The 17,306-nt window shown below is 55.2% G+C and carries 15 protein-coding genes and 1 riboswitch; of the genes, 7 read left to right on the top strand and 8 right to left on the bottom strand.

Annotation, left to right across the window (positions count from 1 at the left end; translation table 11 throughout):
- Positions 1-10: 10 nt before the first annotated feature.
- From thiD to ahpC, 4 genes are all read right to left on the bottom strand, one after another.
- Positions 11-811 (bottom strand): bifunctional hydroxymethylpyrimidine kinase/phosphomethylpyrimidine kinase, encoded by an 801-nt coding sequence (gene thiD / locus EM595_RS11895; RefSeq protein ID WP_067432178.1) that lies wholly within the window; start codon positions 809-811, stop codon positions 11-13.
- Positions 808-1,605, bottom strand: a complete 798-nt coding sequence (thiM, locus tag EM595_RS11900) for a hydroxyethylthiazole kinase (RefSeq protein ID WP_067432186.1) — start codon at positions 1,603-1,605, stop codon at positions 808-810. The genes thiD and thiM overlap by 4 nt, the downstream gene beginning before the upstream one ends.
- Positions 1,606-1,638: 33 nt before the next feature.
- A riboswitch (TPP riboswitch) is annotated at positions 1,639-1,735 on the bottom strand.
- Positions 1,736-1,845: 110 nt separating this feature from the next.
- Positions 1,846-3,414, bottom strand: coding sequence for an alkyl hydroperoxide reductase subunit F (gene ahpF, locus EM595_RS11905; protein WP_067432189.1), 1,569 nt, complete (start codon positions 3,412-3,414; stop codon positions 1,846-1,848).
- Between the two features lie 125 nt (positions 3,415-3,539).
- Complete coding sequence (gene ahpC / locus EM595_RS11910) at positions 3,540-4,103, bottom strand: alkyl hydroperoxide reductase subunit C (protein WP_067432192.1); 564 nt, start codon at positions 4,101-4,103, stop codon at positions 3,540-3,542.
- Between the two features lie 232 nt (positions 4,104-4,335).
- Here ahpC and EM595_RS11915 point away from each other — a divergent pair, with 232 nt between their 5' ends.
- The gene (locus EM595_RS11915) at positions 4,336-4,764 is read left to right on the top strand and encodes a GNAT family N-acetyltransferase (protein WP_067435436.1); all 429 of its coding nucleotides are present in this window, start codon (positions 4,336-4,338) and stop codon (positions 4,762-4,764) included.
- A gap of 14 nt (positions 4,765-4,778) precedes the next feature.
- Here EM595_RS11915 and apbC read toward each other — a convergent pair whose 3' ends face one another.
- The gene (gene apbC, locus EM595_RS11920; RefSeq protein ID WP_067432195.1) at positions 4,779-5,888 is read right to left on the bottom strand and encodes an iron-sulfur cluster carrier protein ApbC; all 1,110 of its coding nucleotides are present in this window, start codon (positions 5,886-5,888) and stop codon (positions 4,779-4,781) included.
- Between the two features lie 161 nt (positions 5,889-6,049).
- Between apbC and metG the strand changes: the two genes are divergently transcribed.
- Positions 6,050-8,083 carry a methionine--tRNA ligase gene (gene metG, locus EM595_RS11925; protein ID WP_067432198.1) on the top strand — a complete coding sequence of 678 codons (2,034 nt, stop codon included), beginning with the start codon at positions 6,050-6,052 and terminating at the stop codon, positions 8,081-8,083.
- An 89-nt stretch (positions 8,084-8,172) separates the two neighbouring features.
- Here the strand turns inward: metG and EM595_RS21135 are convergent, their stop codons facing one another.
- A complete protein-coding gene (locus EM595_RS21135; RefSeq protein ID WP_157883883.1) occupies positions 8,173-8,343 on the bottom strand; it encodes a hypothetical protein in 171 nt (56 codons plus the stop codon).
- Positions 8,344-9,807: 1,464 nt separating this feature from the next.
- Between EM595_RS21135 and EM595_RS11935 the strand changes: the two genes are divergently transcribed.
- The 5 genes from EM595_RS11935 (at position 9,808) to sanA (ending at position 14,665) form a co-directional block, all read left to right on the top strand.
- Complete coding sequence (locus tag EM595_RS11935; protein ID WP_067432204.1) at positions 9,808-10,188, top strand: CidA/LrgA family protein; 381 nt, start codon at positions 9,808-9,810, stop codon at positions 10,186-10,188.
- Complete coding sequence (locus EM595_RS11940) at positions 10,185-10,877, top strand: CidB/LrgB family autolysis modulator (protein WP_067432207.1); 693 nt, start codon at positions 10,185-10,187, stop codon at positions 10,875-10,877. The genes EM595_RS11935 and EM595_RS11940 overlap by 4 nt, the downstream gene beginning before the upstream one ends.
- Before the next feature lie 117 nt (positions 10,878-10,994).
- Positions 10,995-11,882: a cytidine deaminase gene (gene cdd, locus EM595_RS11945; RefSeq protein ID WP_067432210.1), complete on the top strand. Its 888-nt coding sequence runs from the start codon at positions 10,995-10,997 to the stop codon at positions 11,880-11,882.
- A gap of 160 nt (positions 11,883-12,042) precedes the next feature.
- Positions 12,043-13,740, top strand: a complete 1,698-nt coding sequence (locus EM595_RS11950) for an NAD-dependent malic enzyme (RefSeq protein ID WP_067432213.1) — start codon at positions 12,043-12,045, stop codon at positions 13,738-13,740.
- A gap of 139 nt (positions 13,741-13,879) precedes the next feature.
- Positions 13,880-14,665: an outer membrane permeability protein SanA gene (sanA, locus tag EM595_RS11955; RefSeq protein WP_067432216.1), complete on the top strand. Its 786-nt coding sequence runs from the start codon at positions 13,880-13,882 to the stop codon at positions 14,663-14,665.
- 60 nt (positions 14,666-14,725) lie between these two features.
- Here the strand turns inward: sanA and mglC are convergent, their stop codons facing one another.
- Both mglC and mglA read right to left on the bottom strand, forming a co-directional pair.
- Complete coding sequence (gene mglC / locus EM595_RS11960) at positions 14,726-15,736, bottom strand: galactose/methyl galactoside ABC transporter permease MglC (RefSeq protein WP_067432219.1); 1,011 nt, start codon at positions 15,734-15,736, stop codon at positions 14,726-14,728.
- A 20-nt stretch (positions 15,737-15,756) separates the two neighbouring features.
- Positions 15,757-17,277, bottom strand: coding sequence for a galactose/methyl galactoside ABC transporter ATP-binding protein MglA (gene mglA, locus EM595_RS11965; protein WP_067432222.1), 1,521 nt, complete (start codon positions 17,275-17,277; stop codon positions 15,757-15,759).
- Positions 17,278-17,306 lie beyond the last annotated feature (29 nt).

Below are 17,306 nucleotides of genomic sequence, written 5' to 3' on the forward strand. Positions count from 1 at the left end.
CCCGTTTTTTTTACCACCAGCGATGAAAATGGTGCACCGGACCCATACCTTTCCCCACCTCCAGCGTATCCGCCTGCTCCAGTGCGCCTTGTAACCAGGTTTTTGCCGCCTCAACCGTTTCGGCCCAGGTGGCATAGCGCGGGCGCAACGCGGCCAGCGCCGCTGACAGCGAACAGCCGGTGCCGTGCGTATGCCGCGTATTCACCCGCGGCGTGCTGAAGCGCTGTTCGCCATCAGAAGTAAACAGCCAGTCCGGGCTTTCCGCTTCGTGCAGATGGCCGCCCTTCATCAGCACCGCCTGACAGCCCAGCGCCAGCAGCGCGCGCCCCTGCTCACGCATCTCTGCCTCATTGAGTGCCGGATCACAATCAAGCAGCACCGCCGCTTCCGGCAGATTCGGCGTGATCAACGATACCTGAGGCAGCAGGCGCTCACGCAGGCTGGCCACCGCCTGCGGCGCCAGCAGCGCATCGCCGCTTTTCGCCACCATTACGGTATCAAGCACCACCCACGGCAGCGCGGCCTGCGCCAGTTTATCTGCCACCACCTCAATCACCGCCTGCTCGCCCAGCATGCCGATTTTGGCGCTGTCGATGCGCACGTCGCTGAGCACCGAGTCGAGCTGGGCGCCGACAAAAGCGGGATCGATACGATAAAGCGCCTGCACGCCCTGCGTATTCTGCGCCACCAGCGCGGTGATCACGCTGGTGCCGTAAGCACCAAGGGCAGAGAACGCTTTCAAATCGGCCTGAATGCCCGCGCCGCCGCTGGGATCGGTTCCGGCGATGGTCAACGCATTAATCCGCTTCATGGCTGCACCTCCGCGCCCTGCTGCCACAGCGCATCCAGTAACGCCTGCTGAAAGCTGCCCGGCCCGCCAGCGCCTGAAGCAGCAGCCTGCTCGCCCGCGCGTGCCATTAGCTGACAGGCGGTAGCCACCAGCATCAGCCGATCGCCAGACAGCGCGCAAAATGCGGCAACCATCGCCGACAGCGCACAGCCGGTGCCCACCACGCGCGTCAGCAGCAAATCGCCACCCGACACGGCGATCAGGCGCTCGCCATCGGTGACATAATCCGTTTCGCCGGTGACGGCGACAATGGCGCCACTGCGGCTGGCCAGCTGTTTTGCCGCCGTTATCGCCAGATGCGAGTGGTGCAGGCTGTCGACGCCACGCCCTTGCGCATCAATGCCCGCCAGTACGAGGATTTCAGAGGCGTTGCCCCGAATAGCCGCTGGCTGCTGATCCAGCAGTTCACGGCAAAATCCGGTGCGTAAAGGCAGTGTACCGACGGCCACCGGATCCAGCGTCCAGGGCACATTCGCCGCGCGCGCCGCCGCAATGGCTGCACGCATGGCAGGGATACGATCGCGCGTTAAGGTGCCCACGTTGATCAGCAGCGCATCGGCCAGCGGGCTAAAAATAGCGGCCTCTTCGGTATCAATCACCATGGCGGGCGAAGCATTTAAGGCCAGCAGCACATTGGCGGTAAACGCCTGTACGACATCGTTGGTCATGCAGTGCACCAGCGGTGCGCGCTGTTGAAAGTGGGTAAGCGTGGTGGCGACAAACGCGCCGGAGAGGTGTTGCGGTTGATTGGTCATAAAGCTCCCAACCGGCGTCTAAGAAGGCGAATGCGGTCAGGCATTTGACTTCCCTACGCTGGCATTATCCAGGTCAGGTAATACGGGTATTTCTCAGCCTTTATAAAAAAGGGCACCCCGAGTCAGTGTTACGCCATGAGCATAAGGAAGTGGCAGCGCTTAAGCAAGCGGGAGTATTCGGCCATGTGCAAACGCAAAAAACCCGGGACAGGCCCGGGTTTTAGTGATGATGCGTAACGGTTACTGCGCGGGTTTGGTACGGATCAGATGATCAAAGGCACTGAGCGAGGCTTTAGCCCCTTCGCCGCTGGCAATAATGATCTGCTTGTACGGTACCGTGGTGCAGTCACCGGCAGCAAACACGCCTTTTACGCTGGTTTCGCAACGGGCATCAATGATGATTTCGCCCATTTTGGTGCGCTCAACCGTGCCTTCCAGCCAGTTGGTGTTGGGCAGCAGGCCAATCTGCACGAAGATACCTGCCAGTGGCAGCTGATGGCTCTGCTGCGTCACACGATCGACATACTGCAGGCCGGTGACTTTGCTGCCGTCGCCTTTCACTTCAGTGGTCTGCGCGTTGAGGATCACGTCGACGTTATGCAGGCTGCGCAGTTTGTTCTGCAGCACCTGATCGGCGCGCATTTCACCGGCAAACTCCAGCAGCGTCACATGTTCAACGATACCGGCCAGATCGATAGCCGCTTCCACGCCGGAGTTACCGCCGCCAATTACCGCCACGCGCTTACCTTTGAACAGCGGGCCATCGCAGTGTGGGCAATAAGTTACGCCTTTGGTGCGATACTCGTTCTCGCCAGGCACGTTCATGTTACGCCAGCGGGCGCCGGTGGCGATAATCAGGCTGCGCGTTTTCAACACCGCGCCGGTCGCCGTTTCAACCGCATGCAGTCCGCCTTCGGCCGCTGCAGGAATCAGCTTGATGGCGCTTTGTGCATCAATAACGTCGACTTCATAATCATCAACGTGCGCACGCAGTGCACCGGCCAGTTTCGCGCCTTCGGTTTTCTGTACCGAGATGTAGTTTTCGATATCCACGGTGTCCAGCACCTGGCCACCAAAACGCTCGCCCATCAGGCCGGTACGAATACCTTTACGCGCCGAGTAAATCGCCGCCGCTGCACCCGCCGGGCCACTGCCGACAATCAGCACTTCATAGGCTTCACGCTGGTTCAGCGCTTCCGCCGCACGCTTGTCGGCGTTGGTGTCGACCTTGCTGACGATTTCAGCCAGGCTCAGGCGGCCCTGACCAAACTCTTTGCCGTTCAGGAACACGGCTGGCACGCCCATGATATTGCGTTCCTGAATCTCATTCTGGAACACGCCGCCATCGATCGCCGTGTGCGAGATACGCGGGTTGATCACCGCCATCAGGTTCAGCGCCTGCACCACGTCCGGGCAGTTATGGCAGGAGAGCGAATAATAGGTTTCGAAGTGGAAATCGCCTTCCAGCGCGGCAACCTGATCCAACAGCTCCTGCGCTTCTTTCGAAGGATGCCCACCGGTTTGCAGCAGCGCCAAAACCAGTGAGGTAAATTCATGACCCATTGGCGAACCGGCGAAACGCGGCCCGGTCTCTTTGCCTGGGTTGGTAATTAAAAATGAAGGCTTACGTACTGGCTTATCGTTCTCTTCGCGGAAAGAGACTTTGTCTGACAGTCCGGCGATATCTACCAGCAGATCCCTGATTTCAGCCGATTTTGCACCGTCATCCAGCGTAGCGATCAACTCAACAGGTTTCGATAATTTCTCAAGATAGGCTTTGAGTTGGGTTTTCAGATTATTGTCGAGCATAGTGAGTTCCTGGTCTGGTAAATACATCGGGTGCTAAAAAGCACCCGATGAGAGAGATACGGTTCACCTGTCAGGCAGCCAGTGACTGCCTGAGTGACGTATAACGTTTAAAGCCGTGAGGCGAGTTAGATTTTGCCAACCAGATCCAACGATGGAGACAGAGTGGCTTCGCCCTCTTTCCATTTGGCCGGGCAAACTTCGCCTGGGTGTGAAGCAACGTACTGTGCCGCTTTCACTTTACGCAGCAGGTCAGAGGCGTCACGGCCAATGCCTTCAGCGGTGATTTCGATCGCCTGGATGATGCCTTCCGGGTCAACGATGAAGGTACCACGGTCAGCAAGGCCTTCCGCTTCACGCAGGATTTCAAAGTTACGAGACAGCTGCGCGGTTGGATCGCCGATCATTGCGTATTCGATTTTGCCGATGGTGTCTGAGCTACCGTGCCATGCTTTATGGGTAAAGTGGGTGTCGGTAGAAACAGAGTAGATATCCACGCCCAGTTTCTGGAACTCAGCGTAATGGTCGGCAACGTCGCCCAGTTCGGTTGGGCAAACAAAGGTAAAGTCAGCCGGGTAGAAGAAGAACACGCTCCATTTACCCTCGACATTTTTTTCGGTGACTTCGATGAACTCGCCATTTTTAAACGCGGTGTTTTTGAATGGCTTAATTTTGGTATTGATAATAGACATCTGACGTCCTCCGTTAAAAGATGTGATGCACGTTACAGAAAAACCCTGTTCGATGCTAATAAGCAGCCCATATCAATTCGATAAACAAAAGCTAACAAGCTATGTGGACGGCGCATGGCGCTGGCTCAGAGCGAGTCGAAAATGGCCCGGGCAGGTTGCCGCTTTCCATTCGATTTTATCACAGGCCTTTTAACTGCCAGGCTTGTGGCCTGTCAATGTTTTGGAGCATAACGTGCAAATTAGACCTTTTTGTGAAGCTGACCGCCCTTTTTTACGCACGCTGTTTCTGGCATCGCGCAAGGCGAACTGGCACTGGCTGGATAGCAGCCGCTGGCAACTGGAGGATTTTGACAGCACCGTACTGGGTGAAACGGTGTTGGTCGTAGAACAGGAGGGACATCGCGTTGGCTTTGCCGCGCTGCTGGAAAATGACAACTTTCTGCACAGCCTGTTTGTCGATCCACAACATCAGGGCAGCGGCGTCGGCAGCGCGTTGTTAAAGGCGGTGCAGGCACGATTCACCTCAACCGGTGCGCTAAAATGCCTGTTAGCCAACAAACCGGCACAGGCATTTTATCAGCGGCACGGCTGGCAGGTGATTGCGCAGGGCGAGAGCGAACAAGGCGAGTACGTTCTGATGCACTATAAACTGCGCCCGTAAGCCGGGCGCAAATCTTATAGGGCGCGGAAGGCGATATCGCCCGGAATCACCTCACCCTGCCAGTAAAGCTGCGCGGCCACCGCACCGGCCAGCTGACGATAGCGGGCGGTAAATTCCCCGTGCGGATCGCGGATCACTGTGGGTTCACCGGCATCCAGATCTTCGCGCAGCTGGATGTGCAGCGGCAGCTGGCTGAGCAGGCGCGTATGGTACTGTTCGGCCAGCTTCTCTGCGCCGCCGCTGCCAAATATCGCCTCATGATGGCCGCAGTTGCTGCAAATATGCATGCTCATGTTTTCCACCACGCCCAGCACCGGCACATTGACCTTCTCAAACATCACAATGCCCTTGCGCGCGTCGAGCAGCGCAATATCCTGCGGCGTAGTGATGATCACCGCGCCGGTGACCGGCACGTTCTGCGCCAGCGTCAGCTGGATATCGCCGGTGCCTGGCGGCATATCCAGCACCAGATAATCGAGTTCCGGCCACAGCGTTTCGTTCAGCAGCTGCATCAGCGCCTTGCTGGCCATGGGCCCGCGCCACACCATGGCGTTATCGTCGGTGACCAGATAACCGATGGAGTTAGTGGCCAGGCCGTGCGCCATGATCGGCGCCATGTGTTTCCCGTCGGGCGAAGAAGGACGCTGATCGTCGGTGCCCAACATGCTCGGCACCGATGGGCCGTAGATATCAGCATCCAGCAGGCCCACGCGCGCGCCTTCGGCGGCCAGCGCCAGCGCCATGTTCACCGCCGTCGTGGATTTGCCCACGCCGCCTTTGCCGGAGCTGACGGCGATAATGTTTTTTACACCGTTAGCGCCAGGCTGATCTTTGACCCGCTTCAGCGTGGCGATATCGTGACGCAGACGCCAGTCGATCGCTCCCGCGCCGGTGATGCGCAGCAAATCGGCGCTGACCTGCTCTTTCAGCTGGTCAAACGCGCCGTTCCAGACAAACGGCATCAGCAATTCGACATGCAGCCGGTTATCCAGCAACGCTACGTGGTGCAGCGCTTTCAGCACGATCAAATTGCGCTGCAGCGTAGGGTGTTCAAAACGGGCGAGAACGCCGGCAACCATGGCGCGCAGCGTTTCCGGTGAATGATGGGGGGATTCAGTGTTCATCCCTGCTCCTCTGTTTTCTTGTTAGCCTGATGACGCCATTCAGCTAATCATATCAGAAGCCTGGCCGAATGAAGCGCTGGCAAACCCTCTGTTTACGCCGGGACGGCCTTTCAGGTAACATCTAAGACCGTTTTTTTAACCACAAGAAAGCAACGTAAACTATGACTCAAGTCGCGAAAAAAATAATGGTAACGTGCGCCCTGCCGTACGCTAATGGCTCAATCCATCTCGGCCACATGCTCGAGCATATCCAGGCAGATATTTGGGTTCGTTACCAGCGAATGCGCGGCAATCAGGTTTACTTCATCTGTGCTGACGACGCCCACGGCACGCCGATCATGCTGAAATCACAGCAGCTCGGCATCACGCCAGAGCAGATGATTGCGGAGATGAGCCAGGAGCATCAGGCTGACTTCGCCGGTTTTAACATCAGCTATGACAATTATCATTCGACCCATGGCGAAGAGAACCGCGTGCTTTCTGAGCAGATTTACACGCGCCTGAAGGCCAACGGCCACATTAAGAATCGCACCATTTCGCAGCTTTACGATCCGGAAAAAGGCATGTTCCTGCCGGATCGCTTCGTTAAAGGCAGCTGCCCGAAATGTAAATCGCCGGATCAGTATGGCGATAACTGTGAAGTGTGCGGCGCGACCTACAGCCCAACCGAGCTGATCAATCCGCAGTCCGCCGTGTCTGGCGCGACGCCGGTGATGCGTGATTCCGAACACTTCTTCTTCGATTTGCCAGCGTTTAGCGACATGCTGCAGGCGTGGACGCGCTCCGGCGCCCTGCAGGATCAGGTGGCTAACAAGATGCAGGAGTGGTTTGAGTCGGGCCTGCATCAGTGGGACATTTCCCGCGATGCGCCTTACTTCGGCTTTGAGATCCCGGATGCGCCAGGCAAATATTTCTATGTCTGGCTCGACGCGCCAATCGGCTACATGGGCTCGTTCAAAAACCTGTGTGACAAGCGCGGCGACCTCGATTTCGACGAGTTCTGGAATAAAGATTCCACCACCGAGCTGTATCACTTTATCGGCAAAGATATCGTCTATTTCCACAGCCTGTTCTGGCCAGCGATGCTGGAAGGCAGCAACTACCGCAAGCCTAATAACCTGTTTGTGCATGGCTACGTGACGGTAAATGGCGCGAAGATGTCAAAATCACGCGGCACCTTTATCAAAGCCAGCACCTGGTTGCAGCATCTGGATGCCGACAGCCTGCGCTATTACTATGCGGCCAAGCTCTCATCACGCATTGATGACATCGACCTTAATCTGGAAGATTTCGTCCAGCGTGTGAACGCCGACGTGGTCAACAAAGTGGTCAACCTCGCCTCGCGCAATGCCGGTTTTATCACTAAACGCTTTGACGGCAAGCTGGCAGCTGAGCTGGCCGATCCTGCGCTCTTTAAAACCTTCACCGATGCGTCAGAAAAAATTGGCGAAGCCTGGGCGGCGCGTGAATATGGCCGGGCCATTCGCGATATCATGGCGCTGGCTGACGTTGCTAACCGCTATGTTGACGAACAGGCGCCGTGGGTAGTGGCGAAACAGGAAGGCCGCGATGCCGACCTGCAGGCGATCTGCTCTATGGGCATCAATATGTTCCGCGTGCTGATGACCTGGCTGAAGCCGGTGCTGCCTTCGCTGGCCGAGCGCACCGAAGCCTTCCTCAACTGCGAACTGAGCTGGGATGCCGTGCAGCAGCCGCTGCTCGATCACAGCATCGCCAGCTTTAAAGCGCTCTACAGCCGCATTGAGATGAACAAAGTTGAGGCGCTGATTGACGCTTCAAAAGAAGATGCGGCGGTGGCTAATCAGCCCGCTGTCAGCGGGCCGCTGGCGGATGTACCGATTGGCGAGACCATCACCATTGATGATTTTGCCAAAATCGATATGCGCGTGGCGCTGATCGAGAAAGCCGAACTGGTGGAAGGTTCAGACAAGCTGCTGCGTTTACAGCTCGATCTGGGCGGTGAGAAGCGGCAGATTTTCTCCGGCATTCGCGCGGCTTACCCCGATCCCGCGGTGCTGGAAGGCAAGCTGACCATTATTGTCGCTAACCTGGCACCACGTAAAATGCGCTTCGGCGTGTCAGAAGGCATGGTGCTTTCAGCCGGTTCCGGCGGCGCCGATCTGTATGTGCTGTCGGCGGACAGCGGTGCCACACCGGGCATGCAGGTGAAGTAAACGCCGCAAGGCGTTGTTGTTGTTCCTCAGGCCGGAAAGGCCTGGGTTTGCCGTGAAGCGGGCGGCTTTTAAGGGCAAGGGCTTTAAGGTCAGCGGCCATTTCGTTCTGCCTGGCTGGCGGCTTTAAGGTCAAGGGCTTTAAGGTCAAGGGCTTTAAGGTCAAGGGCTTTAAGGTCAAGGGCTTTAAGGTCAAGGGCTTTAAGGTCAAGGGCTTTAAGGTCAAGGACTTTAAGGTCAAGGACTTTAAGGTCAACGGCCATTTCGTTCTGCCTGAAGGCAGCCCGAGCAGGGCCGGCAGTCGCCCCGGCCCTGCACCCGCGCTTTCGGCCAGCTTCATCGCCGCGTTGCGGTGCCCTCGCTACTTCAGCCTTCCTGACGGACCACTCGCGACGCGCCCTCCATGGCGCGGCGCTTCCCTCTCGCCGACGTCCTGTCGGCTCGTCCTGGAACGCTTCATCCACTCGGCGCTGAAATGGCCGCCAACACCACTCGCTGCCAGAATTGTACTCAATGTGACTAATAACTGGCTGAAGAAGCCTTAATTGGATGAAACGTTATGACTGGTTAGAAAGATCATCATAATGCGTTGAACATATCGGCTGGTGGCGCAAGGCACTTATCCATTGGTCGCTGAAATGGCCACCAACATCACTCGCTGCCAGAATTGTACTCAATGTGACTAATAACTGGCTGAAGAAGCCTTAATTGGATGAAACGTTATGACTGGTTAGAAAGATCATCATAATGCATTGAACATATCGGCTGGTGGCGCAAGGCACTTATCCATTGATCGCTGAAATGGCCGCCAGCATCACTCGCTGCCAGAACTGTACTCAATGTGACTAATAACTGGCTGAAGAAGCCTTGGTTGTATAAATCAGGTTGATTAGCTGAAAGTTGGCAATCCTCTCAAATATCATCATGTGCTGAACATTCCCGAAAGGGCTTATCCATTTGTGGTTGAAATGGCCGCCAGCATCACTCGTTGCCAGAACCGTCTTCGATGCGGCGATTAAATGGCTGTGATGCTGCTGTGTTCACGCTGTCTGTCAGAAACGCACTAATCTGTAAAATGAAAATCCTTTTCATATCAAACTACAATACATTCAGGCTTTGTTAATCTCGCGCAAAACAAACCAGCTGTGCTCAGCTCATAATCCATCTCCACACAGATATGCAGATGAGATTTTAAGGTTTGGTTTTAGTCATTTCGATTTTGATTTGGGTTTTGACCTTTTAGAGGCATCACAAACGCCGAGGCAAAAGCGTTTTCCAGGATGAGCCGCAGGGAGGCGGCGAGAATAAGCGCCGCGCCGGACAAAAACGCCGGGAGCGTTTTTGAACAGCGCTTGCGCTGCCCCGAAGGGGTGAGCCTCAGGATGAGGCGAATACTCCGCGTCGCGCATGGTCCGTCAGGAAAACGCTTTTGCTGAGGGTACCCACGAAGTGGGCAGTTGTGTTTGCCGGATAGCGCGGGTGCAGGGCCGGGGCGACTGCCGGCCCTGCTCGTGCTGCCTTCAGGCAGAACGAAATGGCCGTTGACCTTGATTTTAAAGACCTTGACCCTAAAGACGTTGGCCTGAAAGCGCCCGCGCCAGGGCAAAACAAGGCCTTTCTGGCCTGAGGAACGAGCGCCCCCGGCGACCGCCTCCCCAAAAATGTGATCTGTAGCACGCTAAGAATTTTCGTCGTAAGATAAGCACATACCACATCAGGAGCCAGTCATGCGCCCGGCACTTACGATCTGTTGGCATTACCTTCGCGCCTTTATCATCATCTATCTCTGCCTGTTTGCAGGCAACGGTCTCGCCGCGCTGCTGCCAATCACCATACCGGGCAGTATCCTTGGCATGCTGGTGCTGTTTACCCTGCTGACCGTGCAGATCATCCCGGTAAAATGGGTGAAGCCCGGTTGCCACATCATCATTCGCAATATGGCGCTGCTGTTCGTGCCGATCAGCGTTGGCGTGATGAGCTACACCGATATCCTTACCGCCCAGTTTGGGCCGATTGTGGTGTCATGCATTGTCAGCACGATTCTGGTGATCGTCATTGTTGGCGTGGGTTCGCAACGCCTGCACGCCGAGCCGGGAGAAAAACCATGATCGATATCTGGTGGTCTCTCCCGCTGACGCTTGGCGCCTTCTGGCTGGCACGCAAGCTGGCAACCACGCTGAAAATTTCGCTGCTCAACCCGCTGCTGGTTTCTATGGCGATCATTATTCCCATTCTGCTGCTCACGCATATACCCTATTCCCGCTATTTTGCCGGCAGCGCTATTCTCAACCAGCTGTTACAGCCTGCGGTAGTGGCACTCGCCTTGCCGCTTTATGAGCAGCTGCAACAGATCAGGGCACGCTGGAAATCGATTGTAGGGCTCTGCTTTATTGGAAGTATTACCGCGATGACCTCGGGCACGGCTATCGCGTTATGGATGGGGGCAACGCCGGAAATCGCCGCCACCATTATTCCCAAATCAGTGACCACCCCGATTGCGATGGCGATTTCGGCCTCGTTGCACGGCATTCCGGCCATCAGCGCTATCTGCGTGTTAATCGCCGGAGTGTTTGGCGCAGTGTTTGGCCACATGCTGCTTAACCTGTTTAAGGTGCGTACAAAAGCGTCGCGCGGTCTGGCTATTGGCAACGCCTCGCATGCCCTTGGCACCGCTCGCTGTGCTGAACTCGACTATCAGGAAGGCGCATTCAGCTCACTGGCGCTGGTGATTTGCGGCATTCTCACTTCGTTGCTCGCGCCCTTTCTTTTTCCGGTTTTGTTAAGGCTGTTGGGCTGAAAGTTTGCGAGAGATCTCGCAAACTTTGCTCAAGTTTCAAATCTTGCATTGATAGCGCGATTTAGATCACATATAACCGCCTGATTGCTCTTCCCTCTTTGCTGATGAGACTCACTCATGCACCCACGATTTCAACAGGCGTTTACCACTCTGCCATCCGACTTACAGCAGGCCATTGCGCCTGTGCTTGCCGCTGACGATTTTGCTGCCCGCTTAACACCGCAGCAGGTTGCCGATCTGCAACAACAAACCGGCCTTGATGCTGATGCGCTGGCATTAGCGCTGCTGCCGCTGGCGGCGGCCTGTGCGCTGGCCACGCTCTCGCATTTTAACGTGGGTGCCATCGCCCGCGGTGCCAGCGGCAGCTGGTATTTTGGCGCTAACATGGAATTTGCAGGCACCACCATGCAGCAGACCATTCATGCCGAGCAGAGCGCCATTACCCACGCCTGGCTGCACGATGAAGCGAAGCTGGAAACCGTCACCGTTAACTACACGCCTTGCGGGCACTGCCGTCAGTTTATGAATGAACTGAACAGCGGCACCGCGCTGCGCATTAGCCTGCCCAATCGTCCGGCTACCACGCTGGCGAACTATCTGCCTGACTCATTTGGCCCCGGCGATCTCGATATTCATGAGCGCCTGCTGACCCCGGTCGATCACGGTTATCAACCTGCTGGCGATGCGCTTGCTCAGGCCGCTATCGCAGCTGCCAGCCGCAGCCATGCGCCTTACAGCAAAGCGCACAGCGGCGTGGCGCTGGAAAGCGTCAGCGGCAAGATTTATGCCGGCCGTTACGCTGAAAATGCCGCCTTTAACCCCAGCCTGCCTCCATTGCAGGCGGCGCTGATTCTGATGAACATGGCTGGCGAAGGCCAGGCGATTAAGCGCGCCGTTCTGGCTGAGCATCCTCAGGCACTGCTGGTTCAGCATGATGCCACCCGCGCTACGCTGGCCATGCTCGGCTGTAGCGATCTGCACCTGGCGGCGCTGACAAAAGCGTGATGCCGCTTTTTAGTAAAAAAAGTATCGCTTTTGTTATCCGTTGCTAACAAAAGCTGTACTTCTGCGCGAATTTTCTTAGGATCGGGCACACAACTTATCCCTGACAATATCCAGGCTAACGGTTGCGGCGCAGCCCGGTCTGAGATGGAGCAAACACTGCATGGAACTCGACTACGAAAGTAAACGTTCGCTGTATATCCCTTATGCTGGCCCTATTCTGTTGGAATTCCCGTTGTTGAATAAAGGCAGTGCCTTCTCCGTAGAGGAGCGCAACGACTTCAATCTCAATGGCCTGCTGCCGGAAACCGTAGAAACCATCGAAGAGCAGGCTGAACGCGCCTGGCGCCAGTTCCAGGATTTCAAAAACAACAACGATAAACACGTTTACCTGCGTAATATTCAGGATACCAACGAAACCCTGTTCTACCGTCTGCTCGATAACCATCTGGAAGAGATGATGCCAATCATCTACACGCCAACGGTCGGCGCAGCGTGTGAACACTTCTCTGAAATTTACCGTCGTGCCCGTGGTCTGTTTATCTCCTACCCTAACCGCGCCAGCATTGAAGATATGCTGCAAAATGCCACCAAGCAGAATGTTAAAGTGATTGTTGTCACCGACGGCGAGCGCATTCTTGGTCTGGGCGATCAGGGCATCGGCGGCATGGGCATTCCTATTGGTAAGCTTTCTCTTTATACCGCGTGCGGCGGCATCAGCCCGGCGTACACCCTGCCTGTGGTTTTGGATGTTGGCACTAACAACCAGCAGCTGCTGAATGACCCGCTCTATATGGGCTGGCGTCATCCGCGCATCACCGGTGAAGAGTACGATAATTTCGTTAACGAATTTATTCAGGCAGTAAAAAGCCGCTGGCCAAACGTTCTGCTGCAGTTTGAAGATTTTGCGCAGAAAAATGCCATGCCGCTGCTGGAGCGCTATCGCGACGAAGTGTGCTGCTTCAACGATGACATTCAGGGCACCGCGGCGGTGACGCTGGGTACGCTGATTGCCGCCAGCCGTGCGGCAGGCAGCAAGTTAAGCGATCAGAAAGTGGTGTTTCTCGGTGCTGGCTCAGCCGGCTGCGGTATCGCCGAACAGATCGTCGCGCAGATGAAATCAGAAGGCTTAAGCGACGATGAAGCGCGCGCACGCGTGATGATGGTCGACCGTTTTGGCCTGCTGACCGACAAACTGCCTAACCTGCTGAGCTTCCAGAGCAAGCTGGTGCAGAAAAGCGAAAATCTCAGCGGCTGGGATACCAGCAACGACACCATCTCCCTGCTGGATGTGGTGCGCAACGCGCATCCAGATATTCTGATTGGCGTCTCCGGCCAGCCAGGCCTTTTCAGCGAAGAGATTATCCGTGAAATGCACAAGCATTGCGCACGCCCGATCGTCATGCCGCTCTCCAACCCCACTTCGCGCGTTGAGGCGACGCCAGCCGACATTCTGGCGTGGACCGACGGTGCCGCGCTGGTCGCCACCGGCAGCCCATTCTCTCCGGTAAGCTGGAAGGATAAAACCTATCCGATCGCCCAGTGCAACAACTCCTATATCTTCCCTGGCATTGGCCTTGGCGTGATCGCCTCAGGCGCAACCCGCGTGACCGACAGCATGCTGATGGCTGCCAGCCGTACGCTGGCTGACTGTTCACCGCTGGCCAACGAAGGCCAGGGTCCGGTGCTGCCGGAGATCAAAGATATTCAGGGCGTTTCCAAGCTGATTGCGATGGCAGTGGGCAAAGCGGCTCAGCTGGCGGGCGTGGCGGTGGTCACCTCAGAAGATGTGCTGTCACGTTCGATCGCCAGCAACTTCTGGCTGCCACAATACCGTAACTATCGCCGCACCTCGATTTAACCGTGGTGCGTGTTGCCGGGTGCGCTGCGCCCGGCATCGCCTAAAATAACAACGGCCAGCGGCGCTGCACTTGCTTCAGCCAGGCCGCTCAAGTAGCCTTGCAGGCACTGAATTTTTCTTCCCCTCAATGCGGTAAAGCATGATTAAACGCGCGCTCCTCGGTCTGTTGATCGTCATCACCCTGATGATTATCACCGCGCTTGCTCTCGATCGCTGGATCAGCTGGAAAACCGCGCCTTTTATCTTCGAAAACGTCGCGTCGCTGCCGCATCGTCAGGTCGGCGTGGTGCTCGGCACGGCGAAATATTATCGTACCGGCGTGCTTAATCAGTACTATCTCTATCGCATGCAGGGCGCGCTCAATGCCTATAACAGCGGCAAGGTTAACTATCTGCTGCTCAGCGGCGATAACGCCCAGCAAAGCTACAATGAGCCCAGAACCATGCGTCGCGATTTAATTAAAGGCGGCGTCGATCCGGCGGATATCGTGCTGGATTATGCGGGCTTCCGCACGCTGGATTCCATTGTGCGCACACGCAAAGTGTTCGATACCAACGACTTCATTATTATCACCCAGCGCTTTCATTGCGAACGTGCGCTGTTCATCGCCCTGCATTTGGGTATCCAGGCGCAATGTTATGCGGTGCCCTCGCCGAAAAATATGCTGAACGTGCGCGTGCGTGAAGTCGGTGCGCGACTCGGCGCATTGGCCGATCTGTTTATCATGAAGCGCGAGCCGCGGTTTCTTGGCCCGCTGGTGCCGATACCGGCCCAGCATCAGGTGCCGGAAGATGCGCAAAGCTACCCGGCGGTGACGCCAGAACAGCTGCTGGAAATACAGCAACAGCAACAGCAACAGCAACAGCAACAGCAACAGCAACAGCAACAGCAACAGCAACAGCAACAGCAACAGCAACAGCAATAGCAATAAAAATTATGCATAAAAAAACGGGCCATCAGGCCCGTTTTTTGTGGTGCGATGAGATTACTTTTTACGTGAATATTTCAGTGAATCCAGCGCGACGGCGAAAATGATGATGCCGCCTTTAATGATGTACTGCCAGTAAGGGTTAACGCCGATGTAGGTCAAACCGTAGTTGATAACGGTGAAGATCAGCACACCGGTAACCACGCCTGCAACCGTACCCACGCCACCGGCGAAGGAAACACCGCCCACGACGCAAGCCGCGATAGCATCCAACTCATACATAAAGCCGAGGTTGTTGGTGGCGCTGCCAATACGGCCCGCTTCCAGCATGCCGCCGAACGCATAGAACACGCCAGACAGGGCATACACCAGGATCAGGTTGAAGTTAACATTAACGCCGGAGACCTTAGCCGCTTCCGGGTTGCCACCGATGGCAAAAATGTTTTTACCAAAGCGGGTTTTGTTCCACAGGATCCAGACAAACAGAATGGCAAAAATCGCATAGAAGGTGATGTACGACAGCTTGAAGTCACCAAAACGCAGGAAGCCCTGAGTAAAGGTGGAGAAGCCGCTGTCAAAACCCGCGATAGGCGATGCACCGACGAAGTCGTAATAGAGTGAGTTGATGCCGTAAACGATGATCATCGTGCCCAGCGTGGTGATAAACGGTGTCACCTTCAGGTAAGCGATGATGACGCCGTTTACCAGACCGATCAACGCGCCAATCACACAAACGATCAGCAGCACTACCGGAATTGGCAGGGTATCCATGCCAGGAAAGACTTTGTTGGCATTTTCCATCGACTGCAGCAGCGTTGCCGCTACCACCGCCGCTAAACCTACCTGACGTCCGGCAGAGAGGTCAGTACCCTGCGTCACGATCAGACCGGCCACGCCGAGAGCAATAATAATACGCACTGAAGATTGGGTAAGAATATTACTCAGGTTCATCAGGCTCAGGAAAGTCGGATCCTGGAAAATAATAATCGCCAGCAGTACCAGCAGGACGACATAAATACCGCCCTCTTTTAACCAGGTCAGCGCATTCTTTTTAGTAGTCGCTTTCATGTAATTTCAGCCCTTGCTGCTTAAAGGTGTAGTGAGGCTAAACGCAATATTTCATTCTGCGTTGCTGTTTTGGTGTCAACAATTCCGGCGACCATACCATTACTCATAACCAGAATACGGTCGGTGATACCGATTAATTCCGGCATTTCGGATGAGATAATGATGATGCCCTTCTCTTTTTTCGCCAGTTCAGAAATCAGCTGATAAATTTCAAACTTGGCGCCGACGTCGATTCCGCGCGTAGGTTCATCCAGCATCAATATTTCTGGCTGCGTCAGTAACCAACGGCCAATAATAACTTTCTGCTGGTTACCGCCCGACAGCGAACCAATTGACGTATGGTGTCCCGGTGTTTTTACGCGCATGGCATCGATAACCCATTGGGTATCGCTTTTCATACGGCTGTTATCCAGCAGGCCAATACTGTTTTTGTATTTCTTGATGTTGGAGATAAGCGAGTTAAATCCAATATCGAGATAGGCGTAAATACCGGTAGAGCGGCGTTCTTCGGTGACCAGCGCAAAACCGTGGTTGATCGCTTCGTTGGCGCTGTGGTTATTGATCTGCTTGCCGTGCAGACGGATGGTACCGCCCGCCTTCTCACGGATACCAAACAGCGTTTCCACGATGTCGGTACGCTTCGCACCCACCAGCCCGGCAATCCCGAGGATCTCACCTTTGCGCAGGTCAAAGGAGACATCACGAATCGACGGCTGACGCAGTGAGGTAAGATTACGCACTTCCAGAATGGTTTCGCCCGGCACGTTGCTTTTGTCCGGAAAGCGCTGGTTCAGTGAACGGCCGACCATCATGGAGATGATCTTATCCATGTCCAGCCCTTCCAGCGGCTGGGTGGCAATCCACTGACCGTCGCGCAGGATCGTAATTTCGTCACACAGCTGGAAGATCTCTTCCATTTTGTGCGAGATATAGACGATGCCACAGCCACGCTCTTTTAATTTCCGGATGATGGTAAAGAGATGATTGACCTCTTTTTCCGTCAGCGATGAGGTTGGCTCATCCATGATCACGATTTTGGCGTTATAAGAAAACGCCTTAGCGATTTCAATCATCTGCATTTGCGAGACCGACAGCACGCCCACTTTATCGCGTGGATCGATATCAATATCGAGCTCGTCAAATATCGCCTTGGTATCGCGATACATTTTATCCTGGTCGACGAATAATCCTTTTTGCGGATAGCGTCCCAGCCACATGTTATCCATCACCGTGCGCTGTAAGACCAGGTTTAATTCCTGATGCACCATCGACACGCCGTTTTCCAGCGCCTCTTTGGAACTGGTAAAATCGATTTCCTCACCCTGAAACAGGATGCTCCCCGAATCTTTCTTATAAATGCCAAACAGGCATTTCAAAAGCGTTGATTTGCCAGCACCGTTTTCACCCATTAAGGCGTGAATAGAGTGTGGCCTGACTTTTAAATTGACGTTGTCTAACGCCTTTACGCCGGGGAATGACTTATTAACATCGGTCATCTCCAGCAAAAATTCACGCTGCGCGGTCTGATTATCACTGGCCATATTTTACCTGGCTAAAAATTCATAAGGTC

Source organism: Duffyella gerundensis (genome assembly GCF_001517405.1).
Taxonomy (GTDB): Bacteria; Pseudomonadota; Gammaproteobacteria; order Enterobacterales; family Enterobacteriaceae; genus Duffyella; species Duffyella gerundensis.